Raw genomic sequence first — 18292 nt, forward strand, 5'->3', positions numbered from 1 at the left:
ACGTTTTGGTTGGAATAAGCTTACTCTGTGGCGAGTCGTTCTTGTTCGATTTTTTCGGCCAAACGTTTTTCAATTATCGGGGTAATCAGTGTTTTTCGTGGATTGATTTTTACAAAAGGAAACAATTCCAAATCGTTTTTCATCCGATCGGTTGGGTTGGGATGTTTGTTGGTTCCCAATAATATTTTTTTACCAGCATCAAATAAAGCTTGTTCTTTGTCGGCGCTTTCTTGGATTTTTCTTTTGACGATGCCTTCTTTCAATTGTTTTAAGAAACCACCGTTTTTCTCGATGTCTTTAAACAATTGAAGCGCTTTTTCTGCCAATTGTTGTGTAATGCTTTCTATGTAATAACTTCCATCAGCAGGATTATTGACTTTATCGAAGTACGACTCGTTTTTCAAAATCAACAATTGATTTCTAGCAATACGATCTCCAAATTCATTGTCTTTGTGGTACAAGGCGTCATAAGGTAAATTAGCCACTGCATCAGCTCCTCCCAAAATGGCGCTCATGCATTCTGTTGTGGTTCGTAGCATATTGACATTGTAGTCGTAAATCGTTTTGTTTCTTTTAGTAGGAGTGGCTAGAATATGACAATCGATATCCGATTCATAGGCAGTGGATACGATTTCAAAAAGTTGACGAATGGCTCTTAACTTTGCAATTTCAAAAAAGTAGTTGCTTCCTACAGCCACTTGAAACACTACGCTTTTTTTACAGTTTGGAATATGGTTGAAGTATTCATTGGCTTGTGCTAAAGCATATGCGATTTCCTGAACCATATTGGCTCCTGCATTTTGATACAAGCCCATATTGACACTCAATAGTGAGCAATTTTGGGTACTGTTAAAAAGCGATTTAAGGGTTTCGAAATTGTCTTTTTCTGCTGATGAAAACCAATTGCCGTCTTGGGCTAATTGTCCGATAGGATCCAATAAGCAGAAAATCGTAGCTTCTTTTTCTTTGGCAATTTGATCGATTTTTTTAACGAAATCGATTGAAAGAAATTGGAAATGAAAATATAGGGTTGTTGTAGCTAAAGGAAGTGCTGCAAGTAATTTTTCTACAGCGATGTTTTCATTTGGAATTGTAAATCGGAGGCTAGTTGCGCCACGTTGAATGGTATCTAAAGCTCTTTCTATAGATTTATCTAAGTCGTGTACAAAGATGTTTTGACAAATAGTAAACGCTGTTGCTTGGGTGTTGCTACCTACATTAGCTTTTAAATCTTCTTTGTCGTAGAATGGTTTTACTTTTATTTCCTCGGGGGAATTCCAAATCACTGTTTCGTTATAGTCGGCACCTTTGAGTTCAAATTGTATTTTTTGTTTCCATTGTTTTGCCGAAACAGGATTGAAATCTTCAAATAGATTGTTCGCCATTGTAATTGTATTAGTTGGGGTCGTTTTTAGTAATGCTATCGCCTTCAAATTCTATGATATAGATGTCTTCGCTATCTTTTTTCATATAGTATTTTTCGCGAGCATATTTTTCTACTTGCTCAGAATTGTGTAATTGTTGGATGTGTTGTTTGTCTTTTTTAATTTCTTCTTGATAGTATTCTTTGTTTTCCCTTAACTCATTTATTTCTTTATCAAGAATTCGGTGATCAAAATAAGAATAGTTGTCTAGAAAAGTCATCCAAACAATAAAAAACAAAGAAACCCAAATGTATTTGTTACTGAGTATTTTGAACCATCTTTTGTCTTTGTAAGGATTATTCATTGTTAAGGTTTTATGTAAGAAATTAAATTTTACAAGATACGTTGATTAATAACCGCACGAACGACATCAATAGCTACGGTGTTGAACTTGTCATTAGGAATAATGATGTCTGCGTAGGCTTTGGTTGGTTCAATAAATTGTTCGTGCATAGGTTTTAAAGTATGTTGGTAGCGGCTCAATACTTCTTCCATATCGCGTCCTCTTTCTGATATATCACGGCGTAATCTACGAATTAATCGCTCATCAGAATCTGCATGTACAAAAACTTTGATGTCGAACAAATCTCTTAGTTCTGGATTGGTGAAAATTAGAATGCCTTCAACAATCATTACTTTTCGTGGGTGAGTCACAATGGTGTCGTCTGTTCTGTTGTGTTTGATGAACGAGTAAACAGGTTGATTAATGATGTTGCCTCGTTTTAGTTCTTTTAAATGCGTAACAAGCAGTTCAAAATCTATAGCTCTAGGATGGTCAAAGTTGATGTTCGAACGCTCCTCATAACTCATATTTTTGTTCTCTTTGTAATAAGAATCTTGAGAGATAATGCCTACTTCAGCATCAGGTAGCTCGTTCATGATTTGATGTACTACTGTTGTTTTTCCACTTCCGGTTCCTCCTGCAATTCCTATGATGAGCATACTAACTTTACTTTTAAAATTTGTTACAAAAATAAGAATTAAAAGAGATACGGATTTGTTTTTGCGGACTATTTTTGAAAGACTTGCTAATTAAATGATTAGGAAATAAATTGTGAAAGAGTGTTTTTTTACTGCTTGCAAGAATGCTTTTTTTTTTGCCTTTTAGCCCCGGGAGGAGTGGCATCCTTTGCTGACATGGTTTGGCAGCAAAGATAGAGCGGATCACGGGACGATGTTTCCTGATAAGCGTATTTTTTCTGCTCCTTATACAAACAAAATCACAAGATATGTTGGCTTATTTACATTTTATGCACAATAAAAATAGTCGGACGCTTGTGTAAGTCTACTTTTTCTTTTTTCCAAGCGGCTATTTTTTTGGTTTTGATGTATTCAGTAGGTAAGGTGATATCGGTCGCTACGCAAAGATGGGTCTCGGGATGTAGGATTTGAATCAAATCTTCGAGTAGTTTGTTGTTGCGATACGGGGTTTCGATGAAAATTTGCGATTGGTTTTTGTCTAAAGATAATTTTTCTAAAAACTTTAATGCCGATTTTTTCTCTTCCTTTTCGATAGGTAAGTAGCCGTTGAAGGTAAAGCTTTGGCCGTTCATTCCAGAAGCCATAAGTGCTAGTAGGATAGAGGAAGGACCAACCAAGGGAACGACTTGTATGCCTTTGTCGTGTGCGATTTTTACAATGACTGCTCCAGGATCGGCTACGCCAGGGCAACCGGCTTCGCTCATTAATCCCATATTTTTTCCCTCAAGCAAAGGTTTGATCATAGCCAAATGCTCTTTGTTTTCGGTATGCTTGTTTAGGGTAAAAAGCACCAACTCGGATTGCTTTTTTTCAGGTTGCACTATTTTGATTGATTTTCTGGCCGTTTTTTCGTTTTCTACGATATAATGGTCAATAAAATCGATGCTTCTTTTGATGGTTTGCGGCAAAACATCCATAGGGTCGCAATCGCCCATAGTGGTTGGAATTAAATACAGTTTACCGAAAGAAGAAGTTGTAGTCATAGCCTTTGTGCTAATGGTGATAAAAGGGAATTTGATAAAGTGTTAACCGTGTTTGGCTATTAATTTAGTAGCAATTACATCGCAAACTTCGTCTAGCATTTGGTATACATTTTCAAAACCATTGGCTAAGCCGTAGTATGGATCGGGTACATCGACATTTTCTCCTGGAAATAATTCGTTCAAAATCATTTGAACTTTGTTTTTCTGGGTGTCGTTTTTGGCCATTTCAATCACAGTATCATAATTGGAGGCGTCCATTACATAGATATAATCGAAGGTGTCGAAATCTTTTGTGCTAAATTGTCTCCCTTTTTGGTGAGCAATCGAAAGGTTATGGTGCTCTGCTACTGCAATGGAGCGTTTGTCTGGCGAATGGCCTATGTGCCAAGAGCCTGTTCCGGCAGAATCAACAAGGAATTGATCCTCTGGTAGTTTTGAGGCTAATATTCCTTCTGCCAAGGGAGAACGGCAAATATTGCCTAAACATACCATTAAAATCTTTACAGGCATAATCCGCGTTTATAGCGTTAATTTAGAGTTGATATCGTCAACAAATTTTTTGAACTGTTTGTCTGTCGCTACTAAGTTGTCTACTGTTTTACAAGCGTGTAAAACTGTAGCGTGATCGCGATCGCCTATTTGTGAACCAATATTCGCTAATGATGCTTTAGTGAATTTTTTGGCAAAAAACATTGCTAATTGGCGGGCTTGAACCACGTGTCTTTTTCTGGTTTTAGATTGTAGGGTTTCTAAATCCAGTTGGAAATAATCCGAAACAATTTTTTGAATATAATCGATAGAGATTTCTCTTTTGACGTTTTTGACAAATTTCTCCACCACACTTTTGGCCAACTCAATGGTTACTTCTTTTTTGTTGAAAGAAGATTGTGCGATTAACGAAATGATAGCGCCTTCTAATTCACGAACGTTTGACTTGATATTTCTAGCAACATACTCAATGATGTCATCAGGAATTTCAACACCGTCACGATACAAAATATTTTTAAGAATCGAAATTCTAGTTTCGTAATCAGGTTGGTGTAACTCTGCCGATAATCCCCATTTAAAACGAGACAACAAACGTTGCTCAATATCTTGCATATCAACAGGAGCTTTGTCCGAAGTCAAAATTACTTGCTTACCGTTTTGGTGCAAATAATTGAAGATGTGGAAAAATACATCTTGAGTTCCTGATTTTCCAGATAAAAACTGAACATCGTCTATAATTAACACGTCGATTAATTGATAGAAGTGAATGAAATCGTTACGGTTGTTTTTCTTAACCGAGTCGATATATTGTTGTGTGAAAATTTCGGCTGAAATGTATAAAACCGTTTTTTCAGGATATTTGTCTTTAATCTCTACACCAATAGCGTGAGCTAAGTGCGTTTTTCCTAATCCAACGCCACCAAAAATTAATAACGGATTGAAAGATGTTCCACCCGGTTTGTTGGCAACAGCCATACCCGCCGAACGAGCCAATCTATTTGAATCTCCTTCTAGGAAATTATCAAAGCTGTAGTTAGGATTTAATTGAGATTCGATTTTTAAATTACGAATACCAGGAATCACAAAAGGATTTTTTAATTCTGGATTTAAGTTTTTGATAGGAGCGTCCACTTCCTGTGGTTTCATAACCACTCGATTGGCACTTGGTAACTGTTCTGTAAACGGTTGTTTGTTGCCATAAGTGTTCTCCATTTTGATTTTGTAAAGCAATTTAGCGTTCTTACCTAGTTCTTTGGTAAGGGCAACTTTTAACAATTTCACGTAGTGTTCTTCTAGCCATTCGTAGAAAAATTTACTAGGTACCTGAATGTATAAAGCATTGTCGGTTAGCTCAACTGATTTAATAGGCTCAAACCAAGTTTTGTATGCTTGCTCTTGGATATTGTCCTTTATAAAAGATAAACAGTTTTCCCATACCGATTGTGCAGTTTTATTCATAGATTTGGCGAAATTATTTTAACTTTAGTTGTTGTTTTTAGCAAAAAATCATATGTGTTTTTCGCAATTTTCAGGTTAACAAAAGTGTGAATAATTTTTTGTATAAAAAAATATATTGGACAATTATTTTAGAAAAAAATGTCGTAAGGGGCATTTCAAAATTTAAATTTTTTAAAGCATAACTAATGAAAGATCACCAAGTAGAAGTACGTGTTCGTTATTCAGAAACCGATCAAATGGGAGTCGTTTATCACGGCAATTACATCCCTTATTTTGAGATAGGACGCGTGGAATGGCTTAGAAATAAAGGAGTTTCGTATAAAGTGATGGAAGAAAACGGAATTGCACTTCCCATTGTTTCTATGAATATTAATTATAAAAAATCGGCGCGCTATGATGATTTGCTGACAGTACACACTCGTTTCAAAAGTCAGACGTCTGTGAAGATAGAATTTGATTGCGCAATTTATAACGAAGCACAAGAGTTATTAACAACTGCCGAATTTGTGTTGGTTTTTGTGTCCTTAAAAACGGGTCGTCCAGTCGCTCCTCCAGATTATATTTTGGAATTATTAAAAACCATCGATTAACGACAAAAATCATCGACCAAAAGCACTATTTTATCTTTTTTTTGCGATTTGTATTTCAAACATATTTTCAAAAATGTCGAATACCATTTCGGCATTTTTTTTTCGAATACAGCATTCAATTTTGCCAATCGGTAAATTTGTTTCGGCATCAATTTCCATTTCTTGATTCACAATTTGAAGTTGCTTTTCTTTAATAACGCGCATGACTTTGTTCATGTTCTTATAATCGAAAGTGATTTCGAAAAAGACATCAATAGTTTTCTCCACAATTTCACTCGCTTCTATCGCTAATTGAGCTGTGGTTTTGTATGCGGCAATTAATCCGCCCACTCCTAATTTGGTTCCGCCAAAGATGCGAACCACCACAATCAAAATATTCGTTAAACCAAACGATTGAATTTGTCCATAAATTGGCGTCCCGGCCGTATTGCTTGGTTCCCCATCGTCATTAGCCCTAAAAACCACCGATTCGGTCCCAATTTGATACGCATAGCAATAATGCACCGCATGCGGATGTTCTTTTTTGAGTATTTCAATAATGGGTTTTACTTCCTCCTCGCTGCTAATCGGAAACGTATAGCCAAAAAACTTGCTGTTTTTCTCCTTAAACAGTATGGGTTCGTTGGGTGCAGCAATGGTTTGGTAGGTGTCTTTCATTAGGTGTACTTCTCCAAAAGGGATTTTTTTTGATGCAAAAGTAGTTTTTTTTGGAGCCCCACCCAAGGCATTTTCAGTAGGTATGGGTTCCCGCTATCCGCTATATCTTTTTTTATACCCTTGTCGGAAGTATTGTCATTAATCAAGGGTATAAAAAAAGGATGCCGCTGCACACGAGCGAAGCGAACTGGCGAAGCAATCGGGGCTACAGGAGCAGCAGTTGGCTTTTTTGGATACATTTTAAAGTTTTATCCCAAGCTGTTCTTTTCGAATAAATCGACTACATCTTCTTTACCGACTTGCAGATTCCAAACCTGAAGTCCGAGAGCTTGAGCTGCATCAGTGTTTTCTTTTTTATCATCTACAAACAAGGTTCTTTTGGGAGACAAATCATTTTGTTGCAAAACGTGCAAGTAAATTTCTGCATCGGGTTTTCGCATTCCTACTTCAAAAGAAAAATACACTTTTTCAAAACATTGGTAAAAAGCGCCATAAAACGAACTTCCTGTTTTTTGTTCAAAAGTGTCAATATGAATCGCATCGGTATTGCTCAACAAAAACAAGCGGTATTTTTGTGACAATAATTGTAAAAACTCTAGACGATACAAAGGAAAATCAAGCAAAACCGCATTCCAAGCCTCAAGAATTTCTTCGTGACTCGCATTGGGAATTTGTTTTTGAAAACCGTTTAAAAAAGCTTCTCGTGTACAATCGCCTTTTTCAAAAGCGATGTTTAGAGCGTCCAATTCTTCATTCCAAGCTTTGAGACCCAATGCTTGTAACTGGTCTTGCGTGGCTTGCTTGTCTAGATTGATAAATACATCTCCAAAATCAAAAATGATGGCATTAATCATAATTGCTAAGTATTAAAAGTTCGTCATTTGCAATAGTTGACTTATTTGGATTCTTTTTTTGGAGTATCGGTGCTTTTGTTCCTGAATGAAAAGAAATTGCTCCAATAAAAATCCGTGCTTCATCCCACATATTCAAATCGATAAAATGCTGAATGGTAGTGGTGCCACCTTCAATAATAACAGATTGAAGGCGGTGCTCATATAACCTTTGCAGGAGTTGTGGTACAATGTTTTGATTGAAATCTAGAGTTTCAAAAATACAATTCTCCTTGTTTTCATTGTGCTTATTTGTTGTAAAAATCAGTGTAGGAACACTTTGGTCCAAAACAAAACTGTCCTCTGGTATGCGTCCTTCTTTGTCAATAATTATTCTTGTAGGATTTTGACCAAACCAATTTCTAGTGTCTAATTTTGGATTGTCTGCAAGCACGGTTTTTGTTCCCACCAAAATCGCCTGTTCTTCGCTGCGCCATTTGTGTACCAATTGACGTGAATAGCTATTGGTAATCCAAATCGGGGCGCGTTCTTGATTCGGTTTTGGCGATGGAGCGATGAAACCATCTTGGCTTTCGGCCCATTTTAGGATAATGTAGGGACGTTTTTGGTTGTGAAACGTAAAAAAGCGTTTGTTGAGTTCTTGGCATTCTTTTTCGAGTACACCAACAGTCACTTCAATGCCCGCATTTTTCAAACGTTCTATGCCTTTACCTGCCACTTGATGGTTAGGGTCAACGGTTCCTATTACCACTCTAGGAATTTCACTTCGAACAACTAAATCAGCACAAGGTGGTGTTTTCCCAAAATGACTGCAAGGTTCAAGACTTACATAAATAGTAGCGTCTTTTAATTGCGATTTGTCTTTTACCGAATTAATAGCGTGCACTTCTGCGTGAGGTTCTCCGGCTTTTCTGTGCCAACCTTCGCCAATAATTTTTCCATTGGCGACAATTACGCTTCCTACCATCGGGTTAGGGTACGTAGTGCCTAAGCCATTTTTGGCTAGTTCGATGCAACGTTTTATATAAGTTTCATTTGTGTTCACTATGCAAAAGTACTATTTTTTGGGCGTTAGATTTCGCTAATTTGTCAATTAACAATGCTATTTTTGTCAGACTAACCAAAGAAGATAAAGTACAATGACATCTTGGACTATTAGAAAAATTGAAAAGAAAGACAATCCTGCCGTGGCCCAGTTAATACGAGCTGTTTTTGATGAATTGGAAATTCCAAAAGTAGGCACCGCTTACGAAGACCCTTATTTGGATTTGATGTTTGAGGAATACAACAAGCCACGTTCTGTTTATTTTGTGGTAGAGCAGGAAGGCGAAGTAGTTGGTTGTGCAGGTATTGCGCCTTTGGCCAATGAAAAAGAAACCATTTGCGAATTGCAAAAAATGTACTTTTTACCTGCCACACGTGGAAAAGGAATTGGAAGCGAAATGATGGCTATTTGTTTGCAAGCCGCAAAAGACTTCGGTTTTGAGCAATGTTACCTCGAAACGATGCCGTTTATGCATTCCGCTCAAAAGTTGTATAAGAAAACAGGTTTTGAGTATTTGTGCAGTGCTATGGGCAATACAGGTCATAGCAGTTGTCCCGTTTGGATGCTGAAAGATTTGTAAACTCTTCCATTAATTCGATATTTAGTACTATAAATTATGACAATAAGAGCCTACAGAACTCATTTTATTCAGGAACTTTCTTCTATTTATGAGGAAGGCGAGGCCGAAAGTTTTTTCTATCTAATTTTGGAAGCCAAGCATCAGCTCAAAAGAATCGATTTGGCGTTACAACCCGATTTGACTTTTTCGGAGGTGGAACTTGTGGTTTGGAACAGCATTTTAGAAGATTTAAAAAAAGAAATCCCGATACAGTACCTTTTAGGAAAAACCAGTTTTTATGGATTGGATTTTGAAGTCAATGAAAATGTGTTGATACCAAGACCCGAAACCGAAGAGTTGGTCGAATGGATTCTTGAGGATTGTGGCAAAACAGATACAACAGCAGAATTTTCAATTCTTGATATTGGAACGGGAAGTGGCTGCATTCCGATTAGTTTGAAAAAGCAGTTGTCAGTGGCGAAAGTTTCGGCTATTGATGTTTCTGAAAAGGCTTTGGAGGTTGCTAAGGGCAATGCCAAGTTAAACGGAGTTGAAGTGAATTTTATACTTCAAAACATTTTGGAAACAACCGATTTGTTGGAAAGCTATGATGTCATTGTTTCGAATCCACCTTATGTTCGCAATTTGGAAAAACAAGAAATCAAGAACAATGTGTTGGAGTATGAACCGCATTTGGCTTTGTTTGTAGCCGATGATGATGCTTTGATTTTTTACAGAAAAATTGGAGCGTTAGCATTGAAAAGTTTGCGTCCCAACGGAAAGTTATTTTTTGAAATCAATCAGTATTTGGGCAAAGAAACGGTTGATTTGTTAAAAGATTTAGGCTTTCAAAACGTTGAATTACGTAAAGACATTTACGGGAATGACAGGATGATTTTGGCTTTTTTGTAGCTGAGGACTTGCTGTGAAATATTTAATTCATTATTTTTTGTCAGTTCGAGCGCAGTCGAGAACAGTTCGTGAATCTCGACTGCGCTCGATTTGACAGTACTTCTAGAGTATTTTAATCTAGTTTTTGTACAAAAAGAAGTATGGATTTGGTTGTTGATTGATAATTTTTGATGTCAAATTTGAAATCTTTACTCGTTGTTTTGCGTGAGGGATAGCAGCTGGCTACCGAAGTAGCGCGTATAGCCCGACCGCATAAAAAAAGGGACCGACTAGCACAATTGCTGAGTGGGTCCCTTTTTTTTATGGGGTCACGCCCAAATATTTATTCGTATCGCAATGCTTCAATTGGGTCGAGTTTCGAAGCTTTTATAGCTGGATACAATCCAGAAACAATGGCCACCATAAAACTAGTAGCAAAAGCAGCTAAGATGGCGCCCCACGGAATAACGAAGGCAAAATCCATTGCGCTCGCGATACCAAAACCGATTAAGATTCCGAAAAAGATTCCGACCAGTCCGCCGATTTGACCAATGAGTAAGGTTTCGATAAAAAACTGAATCGCCACGGTCGATTTCTTGGCGCCTAAGGCTTTTCGAACGCCAATTTCTCGGGTTCTTTCGGTTACCGAAACAATCATAATATTCATCAAAGCGATGGAAGAACCAAAAATGGTAATCACCCCGATGAGCCAAGCAGCTAACCCTAAATATTGAGTGATACCTAAAATACGGTTGATTAAATCATCACTGCGCACTACACCAAAGTTGTTGTCTTTTACGGGGCTTAATTTTCGCACGCGACGCATTACGCTAGTGGCGTTGTCTACGGCTTGGTCTAGTAATTCTTTTTTGCCCACCATTACGCTCAAACTGTAATTGATGTTGGGAGCACTAAAGAGCGAACGCGCTACTTGAATCGGAATCAACACGCGCAAATCCTGACTGTTGCCAAAAGTGGAACCCTTTTCTTTGAGTACGCCAATGACTCTGAATTTGGCTCCGCGAATCGAAATGACTTTGTCGATAGGATTGACGTCTTTCAAAAGTCCTTTCTCAAAATCCGAACCTACGATACACACAAAGGCATTGTTGGCAATGTCAAAACTCGTAAAATTTCGTCCCGCACTAAAATCCAATCCCGAATTCACCGCATACATTTCGTCTACGCCTACAATTTTGTTTTCTGGGTCTGTTTTGGTGTTGAGGTATTTCACTTCGGCGGCCGAGCTTGCGGTAAACGAAATCGAAGTCTCGGTAAAAGGATATTTGTATTTGTTTCTAAACGCCACGGCATCTGGGTAAGAGATAATCGGGTTGATGATTTCTCGTTCGCCGCCGCCACGGTTTCGCGTCGTATTTTCGTATTGATTGATGTTGAAGGTATTGGCACCCATCGAGGCAAAATCCGACGAAATTTGATTTTCTAAGGCCGCCACCACGGTCAAAATTCCCACCAAAGCCGTGATTCCAATAGCAATAATCAGTACCGTAAGAATGGTACGCAGCAATTGCGTTTTGATTGAACCCAACGCAATTTTAATATTTTCTTTGAATAATTTTAGCATCATATAAGTTTGTCACGAAAATACAATTTTTGTTACAAGTTTGGTTTTCAAAAAACACTAAATTTCAAATCCACAAGCCTTCTATTTTTTTTAAAAACCATATAAGGCATATAAGAGCATTTAAGTTTTTCTTTCCGAACTTGGCTGACATCTTTGTTTCTTTTCCAGTTAAATTTCACAGCTTCAATAAAAACTTCTACGATTATATGTTTGATAGCTTTGCGAACTTTGCGTAAAACTTTGCGAACCTTGCGGTTAAATTTTACAGCTTTTAAATAAAACTTATATGCCTTTAAATGCCCTTATATGGTTCACAATAAAGTTTCAAAAAAACTCCAATGACTTATATGTTTTATGCTTTGCGAACCTTGCGTAAAACTTTGCGTTCCTTGCGGTTAAATTTCACAGTTTTAAAATAAAACTTATATGCCCTTAAATTCCTTATATGGTTCACAATAAAGCTTCAGAAAAAAATCCAATGACTTATATGTTTATTTTTAGGAGCTATTCCCGCTTTTCATTACAAGTCCTCGCACCATAAGCCATTTTTCTACGCCCCAAAAGGAGCTTCCGTTGGTCGCTCTTTTAGGTCAAGAAAAATTGGCTTTTGGCGCTCCGGGCTTTCCATTACAATCGGGGCTAGGGCAGTAGGAACACCAAAACGTTTGGTTGGAATTATATCCCTAAAAGGAATCATTTTTATCAATTTTTGTAAGGGATTAGTGTTATATTTGGATTCTTACTACGAAACCAACTTTTGTTGATTGTGATGATTTGGGAGTGTTATAGGAAGATGGATTTTGTCTAAGAAAGAGTTGTATGAAAAAAAAATTAAAACTATGTCGTGTAAAAGAGGAAAGGCATCTCCAAGTCCATATGTAAAACTTCAACTTTTTGCTGATTCTGGCGGATATTGCCAAAACCCAGAATGTAATCTTCCCTTGTTTCACAATTTAGGAGAAAGTAATTTTCATATTGCAGAAATGGCTCATATAATTGGTGCAAGTAATGATGGACCACGAAATTCAATAACTTTGACAAAATCTGAAAAAGGGAAATTTGAAAATTTAATTCTTCTATGTCCAAATTGTCACACTAAAATTGATAAAGTAGAAAGTGAATTTTCGGATAGCCTTTTAAAAAAATGGAAATCGAATCATTCAAGAAGAATAAAGGATCTTTTTGGAATTAAAAAGTTTGAAGAGAGAGAGTCAATAAGAAAAGTTTTAAGAAAAATTATGTTGGAGAATAAAGTTATATTTGATACAGTAGGTCCGTTAACTGATGAAAGGTTTAATCCAGAAAGTGAGAATCCAAAAAAATGGAAAGAAGGAATACTTTCGACAATTCTTCCAAATAATAGAAAGATTTTGGGAATAGTTGAAGCTAATTATGATTTATTAAATCCAGATGAAGAAATTGTATTTGCAAACTTTAAACAACACGTTCGAGACTTTGAAGATAAGCATATAAACGATAATGAATTGAGTGGTGCAACATTCCCATTAAAAATGAATAATATATTTGAATAATATGATTGAACCTAGCTTGTCAAAATGGGCATTAGAAAAAATTAAAATTCATGATGAAGTATCTTCAGTTGATATAAATGAAGACGAAGTAATAATTATAAAGAGGATAAATGGCAGTTTCATAAGGGTAGGTTCTTTTTCTTTTGCTGAATTGAATTTGGAAAATATAAATAAAATCGTTGAAAAATATAGATTGGATTTTATATTAAATATTAAATCGGGGGCTATCTATAAAGGAGAAATTTATAGCTTTCTAGATGATTGTAAAATAAGTTTTGGAAGCTTAAGTGACTTGTATAGAGTTATCTCTCAAAGTGAAAACTGGCCATATCTTCATAGGGATGTAAAATTCATTCTTCGAGGTCTTGAACAGCACTCTAAAGTTGTAAAAGTTGTAAGACTAGATAACAAAAGACTGAAAATTTTTAAAAGAGATTTACAATTTATAGTTATTGTTGCGACAAACGATTATGAGGTTAATGCAGAATCGATTCGTAAATTACAAGACGATTTTAATAGTTTTGATGCAATCTTAGCTTCAAATCCAAGTGGTCGGATTACCTCTCAAGCATACACTGTAGCAAGTATGCTAAATGTTCCACTTTATAATTGGTCAGAATTATATGTTGAATTGAATAAATCATGAAAACATATGTAAATTCAGAGATAAGAAAAATTTCGAAACAATATTCTAATTATGATTTTTACCTTTTTGGTTCTTTCATTGAGAATGATATCCGATATAGCGATATAGATGTTTTGATAATATACGATACTATGGAACAGATAAGTTCGGTACGATCTGATTTTAAAAAAATAGATACTTTTGAAATTTTTGATTTAATGTTTTTGAGTATTGACGAAGAGAAAGAAATTAAATTTGTCGAGAAAGTAAAAGCTGTTAGGATATAATTAGTTAAATATTATTTTTCTTTAAAAAAAAACAAAGACTAAAAAAAAATGTTTAGCGTTTTATTTTTTGATGTTATAGATTGACAAATGTCAACTAGATAAAAATCAAAATGTTTAATCAGCGACTTGTCCGATGACTAAACGCTTTAAGCCCGATAGCCCTTTTTAAAAATGACCTCAAAATTATCCCTTAGCGAGTTTCGTAACAGAATTAAAGAAAATTTGGATATCGGCTCTCTTAAACTAAAATTAAGTCCATTGTCTGTTTTTACAATGTTTGGGGAAACCTCCAAACCTTTTTATGGGAATTATGATGAGACTTCGTTTCGATTAACTGCGAACAGTACAATAACACCTACCTTTTATATCTTAAAAGGGAAGTATAAAAAAGTGAATGCTACCGTAACGGTAAACTATAACATCGTTTCGCCTTCTAAATTTCATAAGATTTGGATAAAATTTTTTCCGATTTTGGCTTGTATTGCGGTAAATTCGGTGTTTTTTTTTGATTCAACTAAAGCTCCAATTGAAGTATATGTGGTTTTTAATTCATTTTGGATTGTATCCTCGCTTTTTTCCGTATGGTACAATAAAAGAAAAAAGAGAAAGTTAGAAGAAAAGTTTTTAGAATTATTTGAAATAACTAAAGAGTATAGTGAATAGAATTAAAACCTAGATAGAATATGAAATGACGCTGACAATAATTCAAAATCGCGTTATAAAGTCCTCTAACTTTTTTCTATATTCGTCTCCCAATGAAAATTCGTGATGCTTCTCATATTTGGTTTCTTTAACTTTCGATGAGCGCATCAATTCACACCAAAAACTAAAATGACACCACCAACCCTCACAAAAATACAATTCGACAACTTTGTTTGGATAGACATTTGCCAACCCAACAAAGAAAATCTAGATAAAATCGCCCAAGAATACCAGTTGGATTATTTTCAAATTAAAGACAGTTTGGAGCGAGGCCACTTGCCCAAATTTGAAAAACAGCCCAATTATAATTTTTTAATTCTGAGGGCTTTTACGCCGAGAATGGCCAGTAAAGCGACAACCATCAATGAATTATCGCATAAAATTGCCTTTTTTTACAACGGACACAAAATCATCACGATTCATCGCAGTCCGTTTGCGTTTTTGGAAACGGTAAAAAAAGACCACAAAACACCCGAAGAGATTTTGATTTATCTCATCCACAAAATGGTAGAAACTTATCAAGTGCCTTTGAATGACTTAGACGAAAAAATCATTCAAATCGAAAAGACGATTTTCCTGCAAGATTATTCTAAAATCTCCTTAGAAGAACTGTATTTTTTGAAAGCGCAAACCCGTATCACCAAAAAACTATTGCAGATTTTTCAAAATGTCATTCACCAACTCGAAGTGAGCGAGTCTTCAAAAACCGCTTTGCAAGACATCAAAGACAAGCTGCTGAGTTTGCTGCTCAATTATGACGAAGTGCTTGAAAATGCGAACAATTTACTGAATACCTATCTTTCGGTCAACGCACAAAAAAGCAATGATGTAATGAAGTTATTGACCATCTTTTCGGCTTTCTTTTTACCCTTAACATTTATTGCAGGTATCTACGGAATGAACTTTGAAAATATGCCCGAACTTCAATGGCCTTTGGGTTATTTTATGACCTTGGGCGTGATGGTCGTTATTGCTTTGGTTATCTATTTTTGGTTCAAAAGAAAACGCATTCTTTGATTTAAGTTCTATTTTCAACTGTTTGGGTAATCACATTAAAAAGCAACTACATAGGAGCATCATAGATTACACTAACTAGGCAAAGAATGAATAGAAATAGGTCTATTTTGCACATAGTATCGCTATGTGAATAGTAAAACGTCTATCTTATTCTTTTAAAGACTATAAATTCTATGTTTCTCCTATGTGGTAAAAAATTATTTCTACATAATTAAAAACTTATATGACCTTAAATGCCTTAAATGGTTCAAAAACAAGATTGGTTTGTTGTATGATAATAAAACCCACTTTTTTTGGATAGGATTTCTTTTAAAAAGTAAGATATTTGCAAACCTAATTGAAAATTCATTTTACAATGGCTTCAAAACCCAGTATACCCAAAGGAACGCGCGATTTTTCGCCAGCCGAAGTGGCCAAAAGACAGTACATTATTCAAACGATAAAAAGCAACTTTGAAAAATTTGGCTTTCAACCTATAGAGACTCCATCCTTCGAGAATTCAGATACTTTGATGGGAAAATATGGTGAAGAAGGCGACCGCTTGATTTTTAAAATCTTGAATTCGGGAGATTATTTGTCAAAAGCCAATGCGACGCATTTAGAAAACAAAGACAGTTTAAAATTGACCGCGAGTATTTCTGAGAAAGCTTTGCGTTATGATTTGACTGTTCCTTTTGCACGTTACGTGGTACAACATCAAAGTGAAATTGAGTTTCCGTTCAAACGCTATCAAATTCAGCCCGTGTGGCGCGCTGATCGTCCGCAAAAAGGTCGCTTTAGAGAATTTTTTCAATGCGATGCTGATGTGGTTGGTTCCAAATCGTTGTGGCAAGAAGTGGAGTTGGTACAATTGTATGACACCGTTTTTACGGCTTTAGGATTAGAAGGTGTGACCATCAAAATCAATAATCGTAAAATTTTATCTGGAATTGCTGAGGTGATTGGCGCTTCGGATAAGCTGATTGATTTTACAGTTGCATTGGATAAACTGGATAAAATTGGCGAAGACGGTGTGAAGAAAGAAATGATTGAAAAAGGCATTTCTGAAGAAGCGATTGCTAAAGTGCAACCGTTGTTTAGTTTTACAGGAACGATTGCTGAGAAAATCAACCAACTATCACAATTGCTTTCTGTTTCAGTAGAAGGGATGAAAGGTGTTGAAGAATTGCAATTCATTTGCGAAAAAGTAACCCAACTCGGACTTGCAACTGCACAGTTAGATTTGGACGTGACTTTGGCAAGAGGATTGAATTATTATACAGGAGCTATTTTTGAAATTGCCCCACCTAAAACTGTTGCTATGGGCTCCATTGGCGGCGGAGGAAGATATGACGACTTAACTGGTATTTTTGGTTTAAAAAATATGAGTGGTGTGGGGATTTCTTTCGGCTTGGACCGTATTTATTTGGTAATCGAAGAATTGGGATTGTTCCCAGATACGGTTGCCGCTACTTCAAAAGCGTTGTTTGTGAACTACGGCGAAACAGAAGCTTTTGCTGCGATGCAAACCATTCAAAAACTTAGAGCAGAAGGCATTAAAGTAGAATTGTATCCTGATGCTGTCAAAATGGGCAAACAATTGCAATATGCTGACAAAAGAGGCATTCCGTTTGCAGTGATTATAGGGACACAAGAATTAGAATCGAGTACTTTTTCAGTTAAAAATTTAGTTTCTGGAGAACAAGTAGTTCTTGATTATGAGTCTCTTAAGTCCTATTTGTCATAAGGAATACTAACAAAAAAAGCTTCGTTTTGATAAACGAAGCTTTTTTTATTATAAACAATGCTGAATTAATAATTAACTAAAAACGGGAATAATTCTCTGTATATAAATTATTAGGTCGAAATAATAGATTGACAAATTTAGGTAAACTATTTCGTGATAGTCTTAAAATTATATTAAATTTTTAAGAAGTTCGTAAAATCGTTAGAAGTTGTATTTGTTTGATGCTAAAATCGTTTTGTTTTATATATGACAATTTGACATTTTATTAGTTTTGGCAACACTTTTGACAATAAATGAAAAGAATCAAAAATAATGTTTAAAAAATTTTTTAAAAATAAAAGCAATATGACTACTGAAAATACAGAGTTCGATCAAGAAATAGATGATGCAACGTTAGAGAATAATGCAAATGGAGAGCAACTAATCATTGAAGAATTAAGTGTTGAGGAACAATTAGCACAAGATTTAGCCAAAGAAAAAGATAAATTCTTGCGCTTATTCGCTGAATTTGAAAATTACAAAAGACGTACGACAAAAGAGCGTATTGAGTTATTCAAAACAGCGAGTCAAGAAGTTTTATTGGCTTTGTTACCTGTTTTGGACGATTTTGATCGTGCAATGGTTGAAATCAACAAATCTGAGGATGAATTATTAGCTAAAGGTGTGGAATTGATTCACGAAAAGCTAAAAGGAACTTTGGTAACCAAAGGATTAGAAGTAGTTGACGTAAAAGCTGGAGATGCATTTGATGCTGATTTTGCAGAAGCGATCACTCAAATTCCTGCGCCATCAGACGACTTGAAAGGTAAAATTGTAGACGTATTGGAGAAAGGATACAAATTAGGCGATAAAATTATTCGTTTCCCAAAAGTGGTAATTGGACAATAATC

At 35.8% G+C, this 18292-nt stretch carries 22 protein-coding genes; 10 read left to right on the forward strand and 12 right to left on the reverse strand.

The features are described from left to right. Nucleotides 1–20: 20 nt before the first annotated feature. From FLAVO9AF_RS01110 to dnaA, 6 genes are all read right to left on the reverse strand, one after another. Nucleotides 21–1385 carry a methylmalonyl-CoA mutase subunit beta gene (locus tag FLAVO9AF_RS01110; RefSeq protein ID WP_159682776.1) on the reverse strand — a complete coding sequence of 455 codons (1365 nt, stop codon included), beginning with the start codon at nucleotides 1383–1385 and terminating at the stop codon, nucleotides 21–23. A gap of 10 nt (nucleotides 1386–1395) precedes the next feature. Continuing rightward, nucleotides 1396–1728 carry a septum formation initiator family protein gene (locus tag FLAVO9AF_RS01115; RefSeq protein ID WP_159682783.1) on the reverse strand — a complete coding sequence of 111 codons (333 nt, stop codon included), beginning with the start codon at nucleotides 1726–1728 and terminating at the stop codon, nucleotides 1396–1398. A 29-nt stretch (nucleotides 1729–1757) separates the two neighbouring features. After that, complete coding sequence (gene udk / locus FLAVO9AF_RS01120; RefSeq protein ID WP_159682788.1) at nucleotides 1758–2366, reverse strand: uridine kinase; 609 nt, start codon at nucleotides 2364–2366, stop codon at nucleotides 1758–1760. A gap of 299 nt (nucleotides 2367–2665) precedes the next feature. Next, nucleotides 2666–3388: an SAM-dependent methyltransferase gene (locus FLAVO9AF_RS01125; protein WP_159682791.1), complete on the reverse strand. Its 723-nt coding sequence runs from the start codon at nucleotides 3386–3388 to the stop codon at nucleotides 2666–2668. Between the two features lie 42 nt (nucleotides 3389–3430). After that, nucleotides 3431–3898: a low molecular weight protein-tyrosine-phosphatase gene (locus FLAVO9AF_RS01130; protein WP_159682796.1), complete on the reverse strand. Its 468-nt coding sequence runs from the start codon at nucleotides 3896–3898 to the stop codon at nucleotides 3431–3433. A 9-nt stretch (nucleotides 3899–3907) separates the two neighbouring features. Continuing rightward, entirely contained in the window at nucleotides 3908–5335 is a 1428-nt protein-coding gene (gene dnaA / locus FLAVO9AF_RS01135) for a chromosomal replication initiator protein DnaA (RefSeq protein WP_159682799.1), read from the reverse strand. Between the two features lie 185 nt (nucleotides 5336–5520). Between dnaA and FLAVO9AF_RS01140 the strand changes: the two genes are divergently transcribed. After that, nucleotides 5521–5925 (forward strand): thioesterase family protein, encoded by a 405-nt coding sequence (locus FLAVO9AF_RS01140; RefSeq protein WP_064714546.1) that lies wholly within the window; start codon nucleotides 5521–5523, stop codon nucleotides 5923–5925. Nucleotides 5926–5955: 30 nt separating this feature from the next. Here FLAVO9AF_RS01140 and FLAVO9AF_RS01145 read toward each other — a convergent pair whose 3' ends face one another. The 4 genes from FLAVO9AF_RS01145 to ribD are packed head-to-tail and all read right to left on the reverse strand — an operon-like array spanning nucleotide 5956 to nucleotide 8478. Beyond that, nucleotides 5956–6582 carry a YigZ family protein gene (locus FLAVO9AF_RS01145; RefSeq protein ID WP_159682803.1) on the reverse strand — a complete coding sequence of 209 codons (627 nt, stop codon included), beginning with the start codon at nucleotides 6580–6582 and terminating at the stop codon, nucleotides 5956–5958. Next, nucleotides 6582–6821, reverse strand: a complete 240-nt coding sequence (locus FLAVO9AF_RS01150; protein ID WP_159682808.1) for a hypothetical protein — start codon at nucleotides 6819–6821, stop codon at nucleotides 6582–6584. The genes FLAVO9AF_RS01145 and FLAVO9AF_RS01150 overlap by 1 nt, the downstream gene beginning before the upstream one ends. 9 nt (nucleotides 6822–6830) lie before the next feature. Next, on the reverse strand, nucleotides 6831–7436 hold the full coding sequence (locus tag FLAVO9AF_RS01155; protein WP_159682811.1) for an HAD family phosphatase: 606 nt from the start codon (nucleotides 7434–7436) through the stop codon (nucleotides 6831–6833). Next, entirely contained in the window at nucleotides 7429–8478 is a 1050-nt protein-coding gene (gene ribD, locus FLAVO9AF_RS01160; protein ID WP_159682816.1) for a bifunctional diaminohydroxyphosphoribosylaminopyrimidine deaminase/5-amino-6-(5-phosphoribosylamino)uracil reductase RibD, read from the reverse strand. The genes FLAVO9AF_RS01155 and ribD overlap by 8 nt, the downstream gene beginning before the upstream one ends. Nucleotides 8479–8572: 94 nt before the next feature. On the opposite strand from ribD, the gene FLAVO9AF_RS01165 reads away from it, so the two are divergent. Both FLAVO9AF_RS01165 and prmC read left to right on the forward strand, forming a co-directional pair. Then, on the forward strand, nucleotides 8573–9058 hold the full coding sequence (locus FLAVO9AF_RS01165) for a GNAT family N-acetyltransferase (RefSeq protein ID WP_159682820.1): 486 nt from the start codon (nucleotides 8573–8575) through the stop codon (nucleotides 9056–9058). 36 nt (nucleotides 9059–9094) lie between these two features. After that, on the forward strand, nucleotides 9095–9949 hold the full coding sequence (prmC, locus tag FLAVO9AF_RS01170; protein ID WP_159682826.1) for a peptide chain release factor N(5)-glutamine methyltransferase: 855 nt from the start codon (nucleotides 9095–9097) through the stop codon (nucleotides 9947–9949). A 322-nt stretch (nucleotides 9950–10271) separates the two neighbouring features. On the opposite strand, the gene FLAVO9AF_RS01175 is transcribed toward prmC, so the two are convergent. Both FLAVO9AF_RS01175 and FLAVO9AF_RS01180 read right to left on the reverse strand, forming a co-directional pair. After that, nucleotides 10272–11516: an ABC transporter permease gene (locus FLAVO9AF_RS01175; RefSeq protein ID WP_201296272.1), complete on the reverse strand. Its 1245-nt coding sequence runs from the start codon at nucleotides 11514–11516 to the stop codon at nucleotides 10272–10274. 547 nt (nucleotides 11517–12063) lie between these two features. Beyond that, on the reverse strand, nucleotides 12064–12210 hold the full coding sequence (locus FLAVO9AF_RS01180) for a hypothetical protein (RefSeq protein WP_159682832.1): 147 nt from the start codon (nucleotides 12208–12210) through the stop codon (nucleotides 12064–12066). A gap of 103 nt (nucleotides 12211–12313) precedes the next feature. Between FLAVO9AF_RS01180 and FLAVO9AF_RS01185 the strand changes: the two genes are divergently transcribed. The 7 genes from FLAVO9AF_RS01185 (at nucleotide 12314) to FLAVO9AF_RS01215 (ending at nucleotide 18290) form a co-directional block, all read left to right on the forward strand. Continuing rightward, nucleotides 12314–13045: a hypothetical protein gene (locus tag FLAVO9AF_RS01185; protein ID WP_236552257.1), complete on the forward strand. Its 732-nt coding sequence runs from the start codon at nucleotides 12314–12316 to the stop codon at nucleotides 13043–13045. A 1-nt stretch (nucleotide 13046) separates the two neighbouring features. Next, entirely contained in the window at nucleotides 13047–13691 is a 645-nt protein-coding gene (locus tag FLAVO9AF_RS01190) for a hypothetical protein (protein ID WP_159682839.1), read from the forward strand. Next, a complete protein-coding gene (locus tag FLAVO9AF_RS01195; RefSeq protein ID WP_159682843.1) occupies nucleotides 13688–13957 on the forward strand; it encodes a nucleotidyltransferase domain-containing protein in 270 nt (89 codons plus the stop codon). Before FLAVO9AF_RS01190 ends, FLAVO9AF_RS01195 begins: the two co-directional genes overlap by 4 nt. A gap of 171 nt (nucleotides 13958–14128) precedes the next feature. After that, nucleotides 14129–14620: a hypothetical protein gene (locus FLAVO9AF_RS01200; protein ID WP_159682846.1), complete on the forward strand. Its 492-nt coding sequence runs from the start codon at nucleotides 14129–14131 to the stop codon at nucleotides 14618–14620. Between the two features lie 168 nt (nucleotides 14621–14788). Then, nucleotides 14789–15676, forward strand: coding sequence for a CorA family divalent cation transporter (locus tag FLAVO9AF_RS01205; RefSeq protein WP_159682849.1), 888 nt, complete (start codon nucleotides 14789–14791; stop codon nucleotides 15674–15676). Nucleotides 15677–16031: 355 nt separating this feature from the next. Next, nucleotides 16032–17402, forward strand: a complete 1371-nt coding sequence (gene hisS, locus FLAVO9AF_RS01210) for a histidine--tRNA ligase (RefSeq protein WP_159682852.1) — start codon at nucleotides 16032–16034, stop codon at nucleotides 17400–17402. A gap of 312 nt (nucleotides 17403–17714) precedes the next feature. After that, nucleotides 17715–18290: a nucleotide exchange factor GrpE gene (locus FLAVO9AF_RS01215; RefSeq protein ID WP_159682855.1), complete on the forward strand. Its 576-nt coding sequence runs from the start codon at nucleotides 17715–17717 to the stop codon at nucleotides 18288–18290. Nucleotides 18291–18292: the final 2 nt, after the last annotated feature.

Origin of the sequence: Flavobacterium sp. 9R (assembly GCF_902506345.1) — a bacterium.
Classification (GTDB): Bacteria; Bacteroidota; Bacteroidia; order Flavobacteriales; family Flavobacteriaceae; genus Flavobacterium.